Origin of the sequence: Candidatus Liberimonas magnetica, assembly GCA_020523885.1 — a bacterium.
In the GTDB taxonomy this organism is placed as follows: domain Bacteria; phylum Elusimicrobiota; class Endomicrobiia; order Endomicrobiales; family JAFGIL01; genus Liberimonas; species Liberimonas magnetica.
The window spans coordinates 69,183-84,027 of the sequence record JAJAPY010000006.1; the positions used below are offsets into that span (position 1 = coordinate 69,183).

Annotated in this window: 19 protein-coding genes; 4 read left to right on the top strand and 15 right to left on the bottom strand. The window is 40.3% G+C overall.

Translation table 11 applies throughout. The features are described 5' to 3' along the window. Window positions 1–25 precede the first annotated feature (25 nt). From LHV68_06325 to LHV68_06345, 5 genes are all read right to left on the bottom strand, one after another. Window positions 26–196 carry a hypothetical protein gene (locus LHV68_06325; protein MCB4791487.1) on the bottom strand — a complete coding sequence of 57 codons (171 nt, stop codon included), beginning with the start codon at window positions 194–196 and terminating at the stop codon, window positions 26–28. Beyond that, window positions 193–603 (bottom strand): response regulator, encoded by a 411-nt coding sequence (locus LHV68_06330; protein MCB4791488.1) that lies wholly within the window; start codon window positions 601–603, stop codon window positions 193–195. Before LHV68_06330 ends, LHV68_06325 begins: the two co-directional genes overlap by 4 nt. After that, complete coding sequence (locus tag LHV68_06335; protein ID MCB4791489.1) at window positions 578–736, bottom strand: hypothetical protein; 159 nt, start codon at window positions 734–736, stop codon at window positions 578–580. Before LHV68_06335 ends, LHV68_06330 begins: the two co-directional genes overlap by 26 nt. Before the next feature lie 76 nt (window positions 737–812). After that, on the bottom strand, window positions 813–1,286 hold the full coding sequence (locus LHV68_06340; GenBank protein MCB4791490.1) for a hypothetical protein: 474 nt from the start codon (window positions 1,284–1,286) through the stop codon (window positions 813–815). 42 nt (window positions 1,287–1,328) lie between these two features. Next, complete coding sequence (locus LHV68_06345; GenBank protein MCB4791491.1) at window positions 1,329–2,123, bottom strand: dienelactone hydrolase family protein; 795 nt, start codon at window positions 2,121–2,123, stop codon at window positions 1,329–1,331. Window positions 2,124–2,403: 280 nt separating this feature from the next. Between LHV68_06345 and LHV68_06350 the strand changes: the two genes are divergently transcribed. Continuing rightward, window positions 2,404–3,831: a radical SAM protein gene (locus LHV68_06350; protein ID MCB4791492.1), complete on the top strand. Its 1,428-nt coding sequence runs from the start codon at window positions 2,404–2,406 to the stop codon at window positions 3,829–3,831. After that, window positions 3,828–4,886 (top strand): type III polyketide synthase, encoded by a 1,059-nt coding sequence (locus LHV68_06355; protein MCB4791493.1) that lies wholly within the window; start codon window positions 3,828–3,830, stop codon window positions 4,884–4,886. The genes LHV68_06350 and LHV68_06355 overlap by 4 nt, the downstream gene beginning before the upstream one ends. Window positions 4,887–5,011: 125 nt before the next feature. On the opposite strand, the gene LHV68_06360 is transcribed toward LHV68_06355, so the two are convergent. From LHV68_06360 to LHV68_06405, 10 genes are all read right to left on the bottom strand, one after another. Further along, window positions 5,012–5,182 carry a rubredoxin gene (locus LHV68_06360; GenBank protein ID MCB4791494.1) on the bottom strand — a complete coding sequence of 57 codons (171 nt, stop codon included), beginning with the start codon at window positions 5,180–5,182 and terminating at the stop codon, window positions 5,012–5,014. A gap of 13 nt (window positions 5,183–5,195) precedes the next feature. Next, window positions 5,196–5,834: a DUF4912 domain-containing protein gene (locus LHV68_06365; GenBank protein MCB4791495.1), complete on the bottom strand. Its 639-nt coding sequence runs from the start codon at window positions 5,832–5,834 to the stop codon at window positions 5,196–5,198. Between the two features lie 35 nt (window positions 5,835–5,869). After that, the gene (locus tag LHV68_06370; protein MCB4791496.1) at window positions 5,870–6,247 is read right to left on the bottom strand and encodes a response regulator; all 378 of its coding nucleotides are present in this window, start codon (window positions 6,245–6,247) and stop codon (window positions 5,870–5,872) included. 190 nt (window positions 6,248–6,437) lie between these two features. Further along, a complete protein-coding gene (locus tag LHV68_06375; protein ID MCB4791497.1) occupies window positions 6,438–6,827 on the bottom strand; it encodes a response regulator in 390 nt (129 codons plus the stop codon). Between the two features lie 44 nt (window positions 6,828–6,871). Further along, window positions 6,872–9,010: an MEDS domain-containing protein gene (locus LHV68_06380; protein MCB4791498.1), complete on the bottom strand. Its 2,139-nt coding sequence runs from the start codon at window positions 9,008–9,010 to the stop codon at window positions 6,872–6,874. 40 nt (window positions 9,011–9,050) lie between these two features. Next, on the bottom strand, window positions 9,051–9,812 hold the full coding sequence (locus tag LHV68_06385) for a response regulator (protein ID MCB4791499.1): 762 nt from the start codon (window positions 9,810–9,812) through the stop codon (window positions 9,051–9,053). Between the two features lie 316 nt (window positions 9,813–10,128). Then, window positions 10,129–10,350, bottom strand: coding sequence for a hypothetical protein (locus LHV68_06390; protein MCB4791500.1), 222 nt, complete (start codon window positions 10,348–10,350; stop codon window positions 10,129–10,131). A 36-nt stretch (window positions 10,351–10,386) separates the two neighbouring features. Beyond that, window positions 10,387–11,418, bottom strand: coding sequence for a peptide-methionine (R)-S-oxide reductase MsrB (gene msrB / locus LHV68_06395; GenBank protein MCB4791501.1), 1,032 nt, complete (start codon window positions 11,416–11,418; stop codon window positions 10,387–10,389). Between the two features lie 9 nt (window positions 11,419–11,427). Next, window positions 11,428–11,886: a DUF1499 domain-containing protein gene (locus LHV68_06400; GenBank protein ID MCB4791502.1), complete on the bottom strand. Its 459-nt coding sequence runs from the start codon at window positions 11,884–11,886 to the stop codon at window positions 11,428–11,430. Between the two features lie 10 nt (window positions 11,887–11,896). Continuing rightward, window positions 11,897–12,268: a VOC family protein gene (locus LHV68_06405; protein MCB4791503.1), complete on the bottom strand. Its 372-nt coding sequence runs from the start codon at window positions 12,266–12,268 to the stop codon at window positions 11,897–11,899. A gap of 304 nt (window positions 12,269–12,572) precedes the next feature. Between LHV68_06405 and LHV68_06410 the strand changes: the two genes are divergently transcribed. Further along, a complete protein-coding gene (locus LHV68_06410; protein MCB4791504.1) occupies window positions 12,573–13,502 on the top strand; it encodes a GGDEF domain-containing protein in 930 nt (309 codons plus the stop codon). Between the two features lie 28 nt (window positions 13,503–13,530). Next, window positions 13,531–14,835 (top strand): TolC family protein, encoded by a 1,305-nt coding sequence (locus LHV68_06415; protein ID MCB4791505.1) that lies wholly within the window; start codon window positions 13,531–13,533, stop codon window positions 14,833–14,835. The last annotated feature ends 10 nt before the right edge of the window (window positions 14,836–14,845 follow it).

Consider the following 14,845-nt stretch of genomic DNA (forward strand, 5'->3'; position numbering starts at 1 on the left):
GTTAATGAATTGAGCTGAATTTATCTTAACATATCCTCATCTCTTCATCGCAGCACATGACAGGGCTGCAAGGGTCGCAGGCGCACATTTCGTCAACAGCTAATTCCAACCCGCACACATCGCACACCAGCCTGCTGTTCTTTGACAGTTTTGCACTTTTTTTTGCGGATTTTACTTTCTTTTTAGCCTTTTTCATTTTAAATCACCTCCTGCCTCAAACAATTTTGATTTAGTGTTTTTTATTGTTTCAGAGATTTCCTGCATCAGCTTACCTGGATCAAAAGGCTTTAATTTACAGTTTTTAAGGCCGCATATTTTCATTATCAGCCCATACTCATCCTGGGTATAATACCCTGTCATGGGAATTACAGGTATATCACGCGCCTTCTGAATATTTCTAAGCTTATAGGCAACCTGAAAACCGCTTACTTTGTCCATTTTAAGGTCCAAAAGAATAATGTCGGGCATAACCCGGGGTATCTCACGAAGGGCATCGCTTCCGTTTGAATACGCATATACGTCATATCCATTGCCTGAAAGCAGGCTTGAGAGTTCCTCCAAAAAATTATTATCATCGTCAACTATCGCTATTTTTTTCTTCATAACCAGGGTCATCCAGCGCTTCTGTTTCATTCAACAGCTTATTTAATTCGATAAAAGAAAGTATGCCAAAAACCAGGTAAAAGGAAACTATCGCCATAATAAATCCGAAAAATACATTCATTGTTATTCCCATATTATCATCTCCTTATTTCAATGCCATTTCATATTAGCTGATTAGGTACCAGCTAACAATCGTTTGGTTCTTTTTTTTACTGACTTTGTTCTATGGGGATGCCCGCGGGCGGCATATATCCTGTCTGGGCATCACCGCCGTTTATGTGCGAGAAATAGTGATCCCGCACTCTTTTCAATATCCCGCTGTAAGGTAACTTATCCGCGTTCTCTATCTTTACATTGCGGGTCATGGATTTATTAGATTCAATTTTTTTTCTTAACCCTATTTTTATCTGGCCCGGGCCAAAAATAAATACAGGGTCGGCATTATGAATAAGAGATATAATTTTGTCATAAAATTTCTGAATATGCATTTCCATATCCCTTTTTACAATATCATAAGCTGGGAAATCCTTCCTGCCGAAGTCATTGTTATAAAAATTTCCATTAGAAGGTTGAAAATATTTTTCCATGTTCGAGTTAACAACCTTTATTTCTTCCCCTTTATCAGAAATTGAAATAATCACTGCTTTCTTTTTGTCGATCCACAAACCCACTTTTGTTTTCATAATGCCTCCAATATTTTCAGGATTAAAATCTATTCTTCTTCATTATTTAAATATCTCGTTAAAAAAGGATTTCATGGCATCCCACGAACGCTCATCTGCCTGTTTGTTGTAAGCAGCACCCGTTGAAGGGTCGTCACCTGCCTCAGAGTTTGTAAACCTGTGTACCGCGTTGGCATATATATTCAGCTCCCAGTCTACACCGGCGTCCTTCATTTCTTTCATAAAAGATAGAAGCTGCTCATTTGACACATAGGGGTCATTTGCTCCGTGAAGAACAAGCACCTTTCCTTTGATTGCTTTTGCATTTAAGGGGTCGGGAGTGTCTAAATTACCGTGAAAACTTACAACCCCGTTAACCTCCGCCCCGCTGCGCGCAAGTTCAAGCGCCACCCCTCCTCCGAAACAATAACCTAGCGCAGCTGTTTTTGTTATATCAGTAATCTTTTGTTTTTTCAGTTCTTCAAGCCCAGCCAGGGCCCGCTCCCTCATTAGTTTCCTGTCTGAGCGGTAAATTCCAGCCTGTTTTGCCGATTCCTCATTAGTTTTCGGCCTTATGCCTTTACCGTAAATATCCGCGCAGAACGCCACGTACCCAAGTTCAGCCAGCTGCACAGCTCTTTTCTGAACATAGGAACCTTGGCCGTTCCATTCATGAACTATAAGCACACCCGGCTGCTTGCCCTTAAGATTATCATCATAAGCCAAAAAACCCTCAAGAGGCACCTTCCCGCTTTTATAATCGATGTTACGTGTTATGATTTTTGCCAAAACATCTGTTTGTAATGCAAAGGCCAAAACAAGCAAAACGAAAACTGAACTTATGAAATCTTTAACCATAGCGCCTCCAAAACATAAATTTATTTCCACGGTTTTCCGTAGATTTTGGAATTTTACTATTTCCAGAATAATCATACAAAATGCGTTCAGGCATTTGAATGCCTTGGTTCCGTATTTTACTGACTTATTTTCTGTTTAAAATAAATCAGGTTATAATTCCAAAAAGATAGTATATTTTGGCAAAAACTAAGTGGAAAAACATCAGCAAATAACGGAACTATCCGATTCCTTAGCACAAGCTTAAGTAGTAAAATAAGTTATGAGAGGACAACCTTAATTAATGAATATACTTATTATAAACTCTAATAATACCCGAAAGCCAGTGCCTGTAATGCCTATCGGAGCATGTAGAGTGGCTGAAGCTGCCGAACAGGCAGGGCATACGGTCAGGTTCCTTGACCTTATGTTTGAAAAGGATATAGCCTCCGCCGTTCGAAATGAGGTAAAGAAGCACCTTCCTGGTTTAATAGGGATTTCCGTAAGGAACATAGACAATAACTCTATGCCCAACCCCGTTTCCTGCTATAAGCAGGTTCAAGAAATAACAGAAGCGATCCGCTCGGTTTCCTGCGCACCTGTAATACTTGGCGGAACAGCTGTAGGGATAATGCCGGAAGCCTATCTTAAGCTTACAGAAGCGGAAGGCGCAGTTTCCGGCCCTGGTGAATTTGTTTTTCCTGAAATAATTCAGAGCTTTGAAGACAACGTGCCAATAGATGAAATCAAAGGGCTTATCACGCTAAAGCATACCTCTGCAGAAGAAAAATATGATAATAAGAATATCTCTGCCTCAGTTTATAGAACACCGGATTTCAAGAAATGGCTGAATATGAACACCTACACATCCCATCTTGCAAGCATTCCGGTACAAACAAAACAGGGATGCCCGTTCAAATGTATATATTGTACCTATGGGATGTGCGAAGGAAACCGTTTCGATGCAGCTCCGGTTGAAAAGGTAATTGAACGTATAAAACTCCTATCTTTGTCAGGTTTAAAAGATATAGAATTCACTGATGCAGTTTTTAATTACCCGTACGAACATGCCTTTGAGCTCTGCGAGGGCCTTATCAAAGCACATACCGGTGCGCGGTTTCAAACTTACAACCTTAACCCGGGGTTCATGGATAAAACCCTTCTTGACGTTATGGAAAAAGCAGGGTTTTATGGAATAGGAATATCTGCAGAAAGCGGTTCAAACAGAGTCCTTAGAGGTTTGCAAAAAAATTACACTTTAGAGGATCTAACCAATGCCGCAGAAGCGCTTCAAGAAAGCAAGCTGCCGTGTTTCTGGATGTTTATTCTGGGAGGGCCGAAAGAAACAGAAGAAAGCATTGATGAAACATTAGAGTTTGCACAAAAATATGTAAAATCTAAAGACGTGGCGTTACTAAGCCTGGGATTGCGCATCTATCCTGGCACAGGCCTTGAAGCTTTGGCGCGCGAAGAAGGGCTTTTAACAGCAAAACCGGAAGAAATGCTTGAACCACTCACATATATCTCTCCTCTTATTGAACAGAAGATTTTGGCTAACAGAATAGAAAGAGCTATACATACTCACCTGAACTATATAGATTCAGGTTTCCTGCAGTCCCCTTTGCTAAATACCCTGTTGCCTTTAGTTCATTTAACCGGTTTAAGCAGGCCTCTATGGAAACACACTAATTTATTAAGGCGTTCTTTACGCATGATAGGAACTCGCTTATGAATACAGCCGGTATGCGCGTAGCATCTATCGCCTTGGCAACACCCCAGCTAATGATCCAGCAGGAAGAAGCTGCCGAGTTTATCCTTTCAAATTACTCTAACAGGCTTAAGAAAAAAAGCGTAGAGATAGCGCGTAAGGTATTCGGCCACCCAAGCATTAAGCAAAGAAGTTTCGCCTTTAACGACCCATCCTGTCTTATAGATGAAAAACCGGATTCAAAAATCGAACGCTTTACACGTTATTCAGTAGAACTCTCAGCCGAAGCGGCAAATAAAGCCCTAAAAGAAGCCGGGCTAAAACCGGAAGAACTTTCTGCAGTTGTGGTTAATACCTGTACAGGCTATATATGCCCGGGTATTTCAACGTATCTAATAGAAAAGCTCGGTTTGCGCCAAGATATTAAAGCCTACGACCTTGTAGGAAGCGGATGCGGCAGGGCTATACCGAACCTGCAATTATGCGGCGCAATCCTAAAGGAAGATAACGATGGTATTATTTTAAGTATTTCAACTGAAATTTGCAGCAGCACGTTTCAAATGGGAAATGACCTAAGTTTGATAGTTTCTAATGCGCTGTTTGCTGACGGCGCTGCAGCTATGGTTTTCTGGAACAGGCCAAAAGGCCTTGCTGTAAAAGGCTCTGCAAGTTATTTTGAACCTCGCTACCGCGAAAATATAAGATTTATACACCAGGATGGGCAATTGCATAATCATCTTTCCAAAAACCTTCCTCAAATAGCCGCCCCCATCATAAGGCAGGCCATTGATAACCTTTTGAAAAAACATGGCTTAGGCCGGGATAACATTTCGGGCTGGGCTCTGCACCCGGGTGGAGAGAATGTCATAAATGCGCTAAAAACAGAATTAGGCCTATCGGAAGAGCGCCTTGAACCGACTCGTTATGTCCTTAAAAACTTCGGCAACCTGTCATCTCCGACTGTCTGGTTCGTTATGAAAAACATAGTTGAAAAAGGCCTTAGAAAAGGGGAATGGTATCTTGCGGCGGCTTTTGGCGCGGGGTTTTCAGTGCATACCTGCCTTTTTCAGGCAGAATAAATAGGGTCTGCTGAAAAATCCAGCAGCCCTTGATTACGGTGATTAATTCAAGATTACAATGATTAATCACCGTTGAAGTATCACTGTAATCGCAGTTACTAATCTCTGTAATCATGGCCAGATTTTTATTTTTCTTCGGACAATCTTTTATAATATTCTTTGTTTACCCCGCACACAGGGCATGACCAGTCATCAGGCAAGTCATTAAACCTGGTTCCTCTCCTTACAGCGTTCTTGGGGTCGCCTTTTTCTTCATCGTAAACATGGTTGCAGGCAAGGCACTTCCGCTTCTTCATTTGATTTTTTTCCTTATGAACTCCTTTTATCTTTACTGGGCCATCTTCTAAAACTGCTTATTCCTTGTGCAACAGGGTTTGGGTAACTTGCATTTTTTAAATGGACCATTATGACTCTTTTAATGTTTGCGATGCTGGATACTGCATTGAGCGCTCCTGAAACTTCAAACAGCCTTTCTAATTCTTTCTGAAACTCCGCCCAATTTTCATCGGTTATTGGAGAAAATCCAGCGCGCGGCATACTGATAACGTTTGAACTGGCAAATGGCATAAATATGCCTTCTCTGCTTATAATTCCTATTGCCGCGGAATATGAACGGTTGGCTGTTTTAACGGTTACATAATAATTATCCCAATCCCTGCTGACAGGAATGTCATAGTAATTATTTGCACTGTTCCCTTCTATATCTATGCCTGTTAAATCGTAAACCCTTAATACCCATTTACTGGTTTCATATTTTTCATTGCTAAGCTTTTTACGCATACGTTCAATGTCCGGGCCGGAGACTTCCCAGTATGCATAAAAACAAAACGGGTCTCTCGGCATTATCTTAATAAGCGTATCGCCATATTTTGCCGGAAGGCCGGGCTGTGCGGTATTCTGCCTTACTGTTTCATTCGAATCGCTGGCCTGCTGGTATTGGGAATACATCTCTTTCCTCCCCCGCCTCTTCGGCGGTGTTTTTTTTATGTTTTTAACAGGTTTTGTTCTATCTTTGTGATAATATCTAAAGGGTTAAACGGTTTTATTATGCAGTCATTTATACCGATCCTCTGCATGAATAACTTGTGTGTTTTATCCGTAAAATACCCGGTCATGGCAACTATGGGTATTCTTGCTGTAGCCGGAAAATGCTTCAGGTCGTCCGCAACCTGGAACCCGCTTTTGCCATCCATTTTGAGGTCAAGAAGAATTACATCGGGTTTTATTTTTTCAGCTGTCCTTACTACAATCGCCGAATCCGAAACACCCTCTGCGCTATACCCGCTTAGAACAAGCATTTCTTTAAGCTCATCAAGAAATATTGTATCGTCATCAACCACCAGCACTTTATTTTCTTTCATGTTATCAGGGCCTCTTTTATGATAATTATATTGAAATACACTTTACTTTCCAATTGTCTGGTTCTACTTATTTCTGACTTTATTCCAAGAGCGGTTTATCATCTGTAAAACTCCCCCCACCAAAAAAAACACCTCTTCTTGTAATTTAAGAAGAGGCATTATCAACAAAATTAATGTTTAAATTAACAAATTATTCAACTAATTTTTTTATTTTCTCAAGGACCGCTGTAATGTCAAAAGGCTTGTTTATTACAGCATCTGCCAGGCTTAAGGTATTTTCTTCTTCTTCATTGTAATTTCCGACATATTTTTTTAAATCCTTTATCATTGGCCTGCCTGAAAGCACTATTACCTTTGCTTTAACCTTACTCTTTCTTATAGCTTTCAATATATCAAATCCGGTTATACCTGGGATCTTCAGGTCCAGTAAAATAAGGCTGTAACCGCCTTTTATGGCAGTTTCTTTGCCTTGCTTTCCTTCATTTACACTATCCACATCATAACCCTCGCTTTTAAGAATCTCGGAAAGTTCAGAGCACATCTCTTCATCATCATCAATAACAAGGATCTTTGTTTTCACATTAACACCTCACTAAAGTTATTTATTATACCTTAAAAACTTCATCATGCCATTTCTTTTTTAAGCGGGATACTGACCGTTACTTTTGTCCCTTTGTTCTCTACGCTGTCTATCTTCAGTTTCCCGCCGTGCAGGTCTACCAGTTCTTTGCAAATAGTAAGCCCAAGGCCCGTGCCTTTGGATTTTCTTGTAAAAAACGGCTCAAATATCTTATTCAGGTCTTCTTTACTTATCCCTGTGCCGTTATCCTTAAAACTTATATCCAGACGCCCGTCTCTTGAAAGGCTGGCAGAGACAGTTATCCTGCCTTTTACAGGCTCAACTGCATGGCAGGCATTGTCCACAATATTGTTAAAGACTTCACGCATCTGAAATGGGTCAATATCCACGCTGATTTCCCGTATAGGCTCGATCTCTTTAAGGAAGGAAATATTTTTATTTTCAAACCTTTCTTTTGCAAAGGTAATGCATTCATCGATAAGATAATAAATCTTTACTTTTTCGTAATGAGGCATCTTAATTCTAGAATAACTAAGCAGGTTGTTAATTATCTGGTCGCTTTCTGAAATCTTTTTTTCTATGTTGTTTATATGGCTCTCAAGAGGCAGGCCCTGGCTTTTTCTTTTTATATTATACACAGCTGTTCTTATTACCCCAAGAGGGTTGCGCAGTTCGTGAGCTACGGTCGCAGCCAGGGTTCCTATGTCAGAAAGCCTTTTTGATTTTGAAAGCTCAAGCTGGGCATTAATAAGCTCGTTGGTCCTGTCATTGACAAGTTTTTCAAAAGTTTCCTTGTCGCGCTTTAGCACCTCTTCCGCCATTCTTTGTTCAGTTATATCCTGCACAGCGCCAATTGATTTGACCGGTTTGCCCAAATCGTCATATTTTGTTTCGCAGATCTCGCGGACAAATTTTATTCTGCCGTTAAGCAGTTTTAACCTGTGCACAATATCATAAGATGTTTTGTTTTTTAAGGAATCGCTGTATGCTTTATTTACCTTATCCCTGTCGTCCGGATGGATAAAAGAAAGAAAAGTTTCATACGACGCGCCAAAATCCGCTTTATCTATCTCAAATATCCTGTACACCTCATCTGACCAGAGTAATTTATTTGTGGCAATGTCGAGATTCCAGCTTCCCATCTGAGACACACGCTGGGCGGTCTTTAATTCTATTTCGTTCTCTTTAAGAGCATCTTCGGCTCTTTTGCGTTCCGTAATATCCTGAAATAATGTTACAAAATATTCTTTTTCAGGGCTATAAGCCGAAATGGAATACCATTTATCGAGGTTTTTTGCGTAACTCTCAAACTTTGCTTTTTCTCCTGTCAAGGAAACCCTTCCGTACCTGCCTATCCAGTCTGCAGGGTCGTTTTCTATCCCGGGAAGCACGTCTGTAACTTTTTTTCCGATTATGTCCTCCTTTTTTAATCCTGTAAGCTTTTCAAACGCTGAATTAATTTCAAGAAAAACGTAATCTACAGGCTTGTTATCTTTATCAAGGATTATTTTATGGAACGCAAAACCGTCAAGCATTCTGGCAAAAAGCAACCGGTATTTCTCTTCACTTTCCTGAACTGCTTTTTCAAGGTGCCGGCTCGTAGAGTTTTCTATGACCGACCACTTGCTTTCCCTTCTTATAAGAGCAAACTGATGGTTGCTCATAACATCTATTATCTCGTTAGGCCCGCACTTATCTATAGAGTACGTGCACATTGCAAGCATTTTATAATTGCCTATTACATTATTTACTTTCTCTTCATAGGAAGTAAAACCGGACCAATCCTCTTTTTCAAGAAAAAAGGTGTTGCCGGTAAGCCTTAACCCTTCATAGCCATTTTTTAGAGCTTTTTCAAGCCTCTGTACCCAGCCGGCCAGAACCCTGTCTGCATCAAAAACCCCGTCTATTTTGTACCATTCTTCATAAGAAAGAAACTCAATCTGCCCATTATTTATTTTTTCATCCAAAGAAGGGTAGGACTTTCTTAATGCGCTAATGGCGTCTTCTTTATCAAGAGGTTGGGCTGTGACCCACATGCAGAACTCGTTATTTTCAAGCCCCGCCTTGAAATAGGGCACGAGGATATCGGTAAGGTCATTTTTTGTTTTATAAAACTGGCAAAAATGTGTCCCCCAGGGAACATCGCCAACGATTTCCAACCCTGTCTTCCTTGAATTATCCATATATTTTTTATTTACTTCAGAGGAGTAAGCAGGTTCTTCATTATCTTTTCGATTTTTTTGTTTTTTTTGTTTTTTTCGCCGCTTTTTCAGCTTTTATTGCTTTCTTCCTGTACTTTGTAGGGGTTAGCCCTGTCACCTTTTTAAATATCCGCATAAAAGATTCAGGATTCATAAACCCGAGCTTGTCGGAGAGCTGATTAATCGTGCAGCCGGTAGATACCAGTATCTCTTTTGCTCTGTCTATTTTAACCTTTAATTTATAATCCATGAACCCGAGGCCTGCGACATTGTTAAAGACTCTGCTCAAATATTTCGGGCTTAAGCCTACTGTTTTTGCAGCGTCTTCAAGCGAGACCTTTTTAAAGCAGTTCCTTTCTATGTACCGTTTTATTCTTTCTATCTTCTCTTTAACATCCGGGATATCCAGTTTGTTTGCATTCTTTTTTGCTTCAAGCAGGTTTTCTATGGAATATTTTAGTTTATCGATATCAACAGGTTTTTCAAGATAATCATTCGCCTGCCCGCGCAGGGAATCTACGGCTATGTCTTTGGAACTGTAAGCTGTAAGCATTATGACTTTGATTCCGGATTCTCTTTTCTTTATAATCTTAAGTATCTCTGTCCCGGAAAGGCCGGGCATTCTTACGTCAAGTATTACAAGGTCAACCTCATTTGGCCGGCTCAATATTTTTAAGGCTTCCTGCCCGTCAGGGGCTTCAAGCACATTGTATTCTTCAAGGCTGCACTTCAGCTCTTCCCTGAACTCCTTTTCGTCGTCAACTATCAGTATCGTTTCAGGCATTTCGAACTCCTTAGTGTTAGATTTAATATGTACTATCCCGTATTGCGAGCAGCGCTCTTTTGTACCAATTTATTAAATTATATATTATATTTTACAAACTGACAATATCCGAATTCTTAATATTGCTGACTTTATTCTACCTGTTTACAAGCCCCTCCGGCAGGAGCCTGAGGCTCTTTAAATAACGCTACCTACTGCGACATCATCTGAATTGCCTACTCCGCCGTAGTAGCCTTTATGGCTACGAAGGCCGGGCATCCCCAGATCCCGCTTTGCGGGAGGAGATTTCATGTCGTATGTATTAAAATTTCTTTTATTACTTAACAGGCGCTTCCATGGGTAAAACGCTTTCTTTTTTCTTTTGTGCCTTTTTAGGTTTCTTTGACTTTTTCTTTACCGGCTCTTGTTTTAAGCTTGCTGGTTCGCTGCATTTAATTGGGCAAGTTCCGTCCTTTATTATACCGCAGGTGTTGCAGTTCGCAAAACCTGCGCCTGTTATAAATAATACAGTTAAAACAAAAACAATGCAAAGTTTCATGATCAGCTCCTTTTCATTCGGATTTTGTGTTTTTATTTATTTAAATAATTTATCATATTGCCCGAAGCCTTCTTTTCCAAGGTCTTCCTTTGCTATGAACCTGAGCGATGCGGAGTTTATACAGTATCTTAAACCTCCGGGCTTAGGGCCGTCGTCAAAAACAAAACCAAGATGAGAACCCGCCTGCCTGCTCTGCACTTCAATCCTTTTTGCCCCAAGAGCCGATACCCTGTTTTCTACTATATTTAACGGTTCAAGAGGTTTTGAAAAACTCGGCCAGCCTGTCTTTGCATCAAATTTATCTAAAGAACTGAAAAGAGGCTCACCTGAGACTATATCAACATATAGGCCGTCTTTGTAGTTGTCCCAGTATTCATTATCAAAAGCCGGCTCAGTTTCACATTCCTGGGTAACCTTATATTGAAGGGGAGTCAGAAACTTTTTTAACTCCGGGGTTGGAAAGGTCTTACAGTTCTTGCCTCTTCCCCAGGACTTTTTTATAAAACTTTCCCTTCCTGAGCTAAACCTGTAATATCTGTACCTGAGCGGGTTTTTTCTGCAATAACCCTGCTGCTTTTCTTCTGCTTTAAAAAACTTGCCTGCAGGCACTATCTGTGTTACTATCGGTTTGTAAAATATTCTTGTTATCTCAATGTCTTTTTTTGTTTTTTCAGCAGCTTTCTTTTGTTCATCGTTATGATAATAGATAGCTGAAGTGTAGTGCTGGCCCCTGTCATAGAACTGTCCGCCGGCATCAGTAGGGTCTATCTCCATCCAAAACTCCCGAAGCAGGGTTTTGTAGTTCGTTTTTTCGCCATCAAATATCACCTCTATACCTTCCCTGTAACCTTCTTTGCCGGATTTCACTTCGGTATAAGTAAGGTTTTTGTCATTGTCAACTATATATCCTGATTTAACTTCAACTACACCTGGCAGTTTGCTGAAAGTGCATTCTAAACACCAGAAGCCGCCGCCGGCAAAAGTGGCTTTTTGCAGGTTTTGTTTAGGCTTGCCTGCCTTGAAAGCGAATACCGGCATAAAGACAAAAAAAATACCGCTAAGGGACATAACTCCAATTCATCCTTTCTTATTGAACAGCAGGCGCAGCTTCTCTATGCGTTTTCTGTTAGCGCCAAGGTCTCCTTTCCCGATTCTTGAAGCTGACCTGACGTGTATCGCTTTGCCTTTTGCATCAAGGCGGAACTCTACATCATCGGTGAAACGAAACACTCTTGTTTTAAATATACTCCAGATATAAGCATCCTCTTCAACTAATATGCGCCCACCTGAACCTATTATATTCCTCTTTATCCTATCCCACTCCTTTTCCGCAGGCCCTTCAAAATAAAAAGCCTTTATAAAACCAGGGTTGTTCTCATATTCGCTACACACGCAATTCGGAGTATGCGGGCAAGGTTTCAACCTTTTCGATACAAGGCCGGGCTGTTTGTTTTTCAAAGAAAGAAAGGACAGATAGGCAAAAAAAACTATGTACAGCAAAAAAACACCTATAAAAGAGTATAAAAATATCTTCAATTTTCCTCTCTTATTTATCTTCCCATAATTCAAGCAGGTTGCTTTCCGTATCTTTTATTACTGCCCAGTATCCCCATTCGCCGGCTCCGGTCTTCTTTACTATGATTTTTCCTTTTGCTTTTTTAACCTTATCAAAGGTTTTATCTATTGATGCTACACTGATAACCACTAACGGGCCTTTGTCTTTCGAGGTTTTTTTATACAGGCTTCCGTTTACAGCCCCTTTTTCTTTCGGCATCCATTCGTTGTCCGTTGGAACGGTTTCAACGTGAGTGTACTCATCCTCCACTTCTTTTATTTTCCAGTCAAAAACGTTTTTAAAGAACTTCACCGCTCTCTTCAAATTCGCAGCCGGGATTTCAAAACCTGTTACTCTGTCCATAAATTGCCTCCTGGTTAGGATTAAGAATAAGCCGCTTTGCTCTAAGTGTTATTAAAAAGGTTCTTCTTAATACTTCTTGCTTATCGCTTAATTCTGACTTTCTTATTATTGCTTTTTTATACCCGCAAGTAAATCGTTTGTTTCTTCCTTTTTCTGACTTTTTTCACTGTATGCAGGAGTTCTGGCCTGTCACCCTCTGGTTTTGGGAAATAAGTCAGCCTTATAACGAATGAACCAATTGTAGACAGCCTCAAGGAACCGTATAATATAGCAGCAAAACATTGCCAGGAAAGGAGTCTTTTACATGGATACGCTTACGAATAATTTAGAACTCATTAAAGTCTTAGATGAATTCAAACACCTGCAGCAAACAATGATTGATACCCGGATAGTTGAGATTATAGCTGGAGACAGGGTCGCAGGCAGCGAAGACGAGCAAAGGATAAGTGAAATAAAGGATAGGTTAAAAAATAAATTTTATACTTTTCTACTTTACACCATAACGCATGAGATCGCAGGAGACGAAAAGAAAGCCCAGATGACAATAGAAAAAATCATAGAACACAAATGGAACCTTTCAATCGCCCTTAAGCGAAACATAGGGATTCATGTAGCTGCACTGGATTTTCTTAAGAATATTTCCACGCAGTTACGCACTCCTACAATAGTGTCTGAAGACAAATTTCTAACCCTGGCAAAAGCAGCCACCCAGGATAAAATGACACATACTTTTGACAGGATACTGCTTTTAAATGACCTGCAAAAGGAGATAGAAAGGTCTAAGAGGTACAACTCGTTCTTTTCTACCCTCATGGTAGACATTGACGATTTTAAGTCCTTTAACGATAAATACGGCCACCAATTCGGGGATGTAGTAATTATGGCGGTAAGCGAGCTTCTTAATAAATCAGTAAGGATATCTGACAGCGTATACCGTTTTGGAGGCGATGAATTCATAGTCCTTCTTTTAAACACCTCGCGGGAAGACGGCATCCCTATAGCTAACAAGATAATGACAGAATTCGACAAATTAGCCATTCATAACGATCAAACGGTTTCTGATATTTCTATCAGTGTTTCCATGAGTTTTGCAAGTTACGATAACACAAAACTTACAACCGCAGAATCTATGGTCTCCTTGTTAGACGCGGCGTTGCTAAAAGCCAAAAGCTCTGGCAAAAGAACGATATTCGAATGCAGCGATAAAGATACATGCCGCATCGTACGGTTTTAGTTGGCCAACAGACAGGAATTTTCACTAAATGAAACATATATTTTTTCATAAAATTATATCCTTTAGTTTTTTGCTCGAAGTTATATTGCTTATATGCCCATTGAAGGTTTTTTGCGCTGATGTGCCTGTTGACCAAAAAGGGCTTTCGCTGGAAAATTGTTACCTGTATTCTCTTAATAACAGCCTCGATATAGCTATAAAAAAAGAATCTGGAAACGAAACAAAAGGCCGGTATAAACAGGCAGTAGGCGCTGTGCTCCCAAAGGTTTCTTTTTCTGCTCTTTATTTGAAACAGGGAGTAGATCAGGATTCTTCCCTGCCCCAGTCCTTCGGGTCACAGGATAATACTCAAAATAAACTGAGTTTTAGCCAGCCTGTTTTCAACGGGTTTAAGGAATTCTCAGCTTTGTCTATTCTAAAAGACGAGCAAATCGAGCGCTCTCTTGAAGAGCTTCGCGCAAGGCAGACGCTTCTTGTCGAAGTCTCAGAATCTTTTTACAATCTCATTGAATATTCAGAAGCAATAAAGACCTATGAAGAAATAAAAACCATTATTGAACAAAGGATAAAAGACCTTGAAGAAAGGGTCAAACTGGGGCGTTCCAGAGAAAGCGAGATAGCAAGCACAAAGGTCTTGTACTACCATAATCAGGTGGAGCTCCAAACCCTGAAAAACCAGAAGGCAAATGAAGAAAAGAAGATGAAATACCTGACCGGGCTTGATAAGCTTGACGTCTTAAATGACAGTGCTTTCTACCCTGATTTGCCCTCAAGCGAAGAAACCTACACAAAGGAGGCAGAGTCAAGGCCTGATGTAGCCGGAGCAAAACAGTCTTATTTGATAGCTCACAGAAGGGTATCCATAGCTAAATCCGGATTTATGCCTTCTATTAACTTAAACGCAGGCTATTACATGACAGGGACTGGAAGGTATGCAGGCATAAGCTGGGATGCCCTGGTAAATGCAGAACTACCTCTTATTCCTTTCACTAACACAGCCGGCAACGTTGATGAAGCTGTAGCTGTAGAAAGGCAAGCAGGGCTTTCATTTGAATCAGCCAAAAGAAAGGCTGTGCTTGAGATATCAACTTTTTATGAAGATTTTCGTTATGCTCTTGAAAATAAGGAAGCTTATGATAACGCCTTAAAGGCAAACGAAGAAAATTACAACTTCCAGTTAAAAGATTATAAGTTAAACCTTATAAACACCCTTGAACTTCTGACAACCATACATGAACTACAGGACGCCAGACGATTCAATGTCCACGCTGTCAATGAGGTTAAAAGAGCGTATTTCCGCCTTTTAGTTTCATCCGGACAAGTCAAGTATTAAGACAAACAAT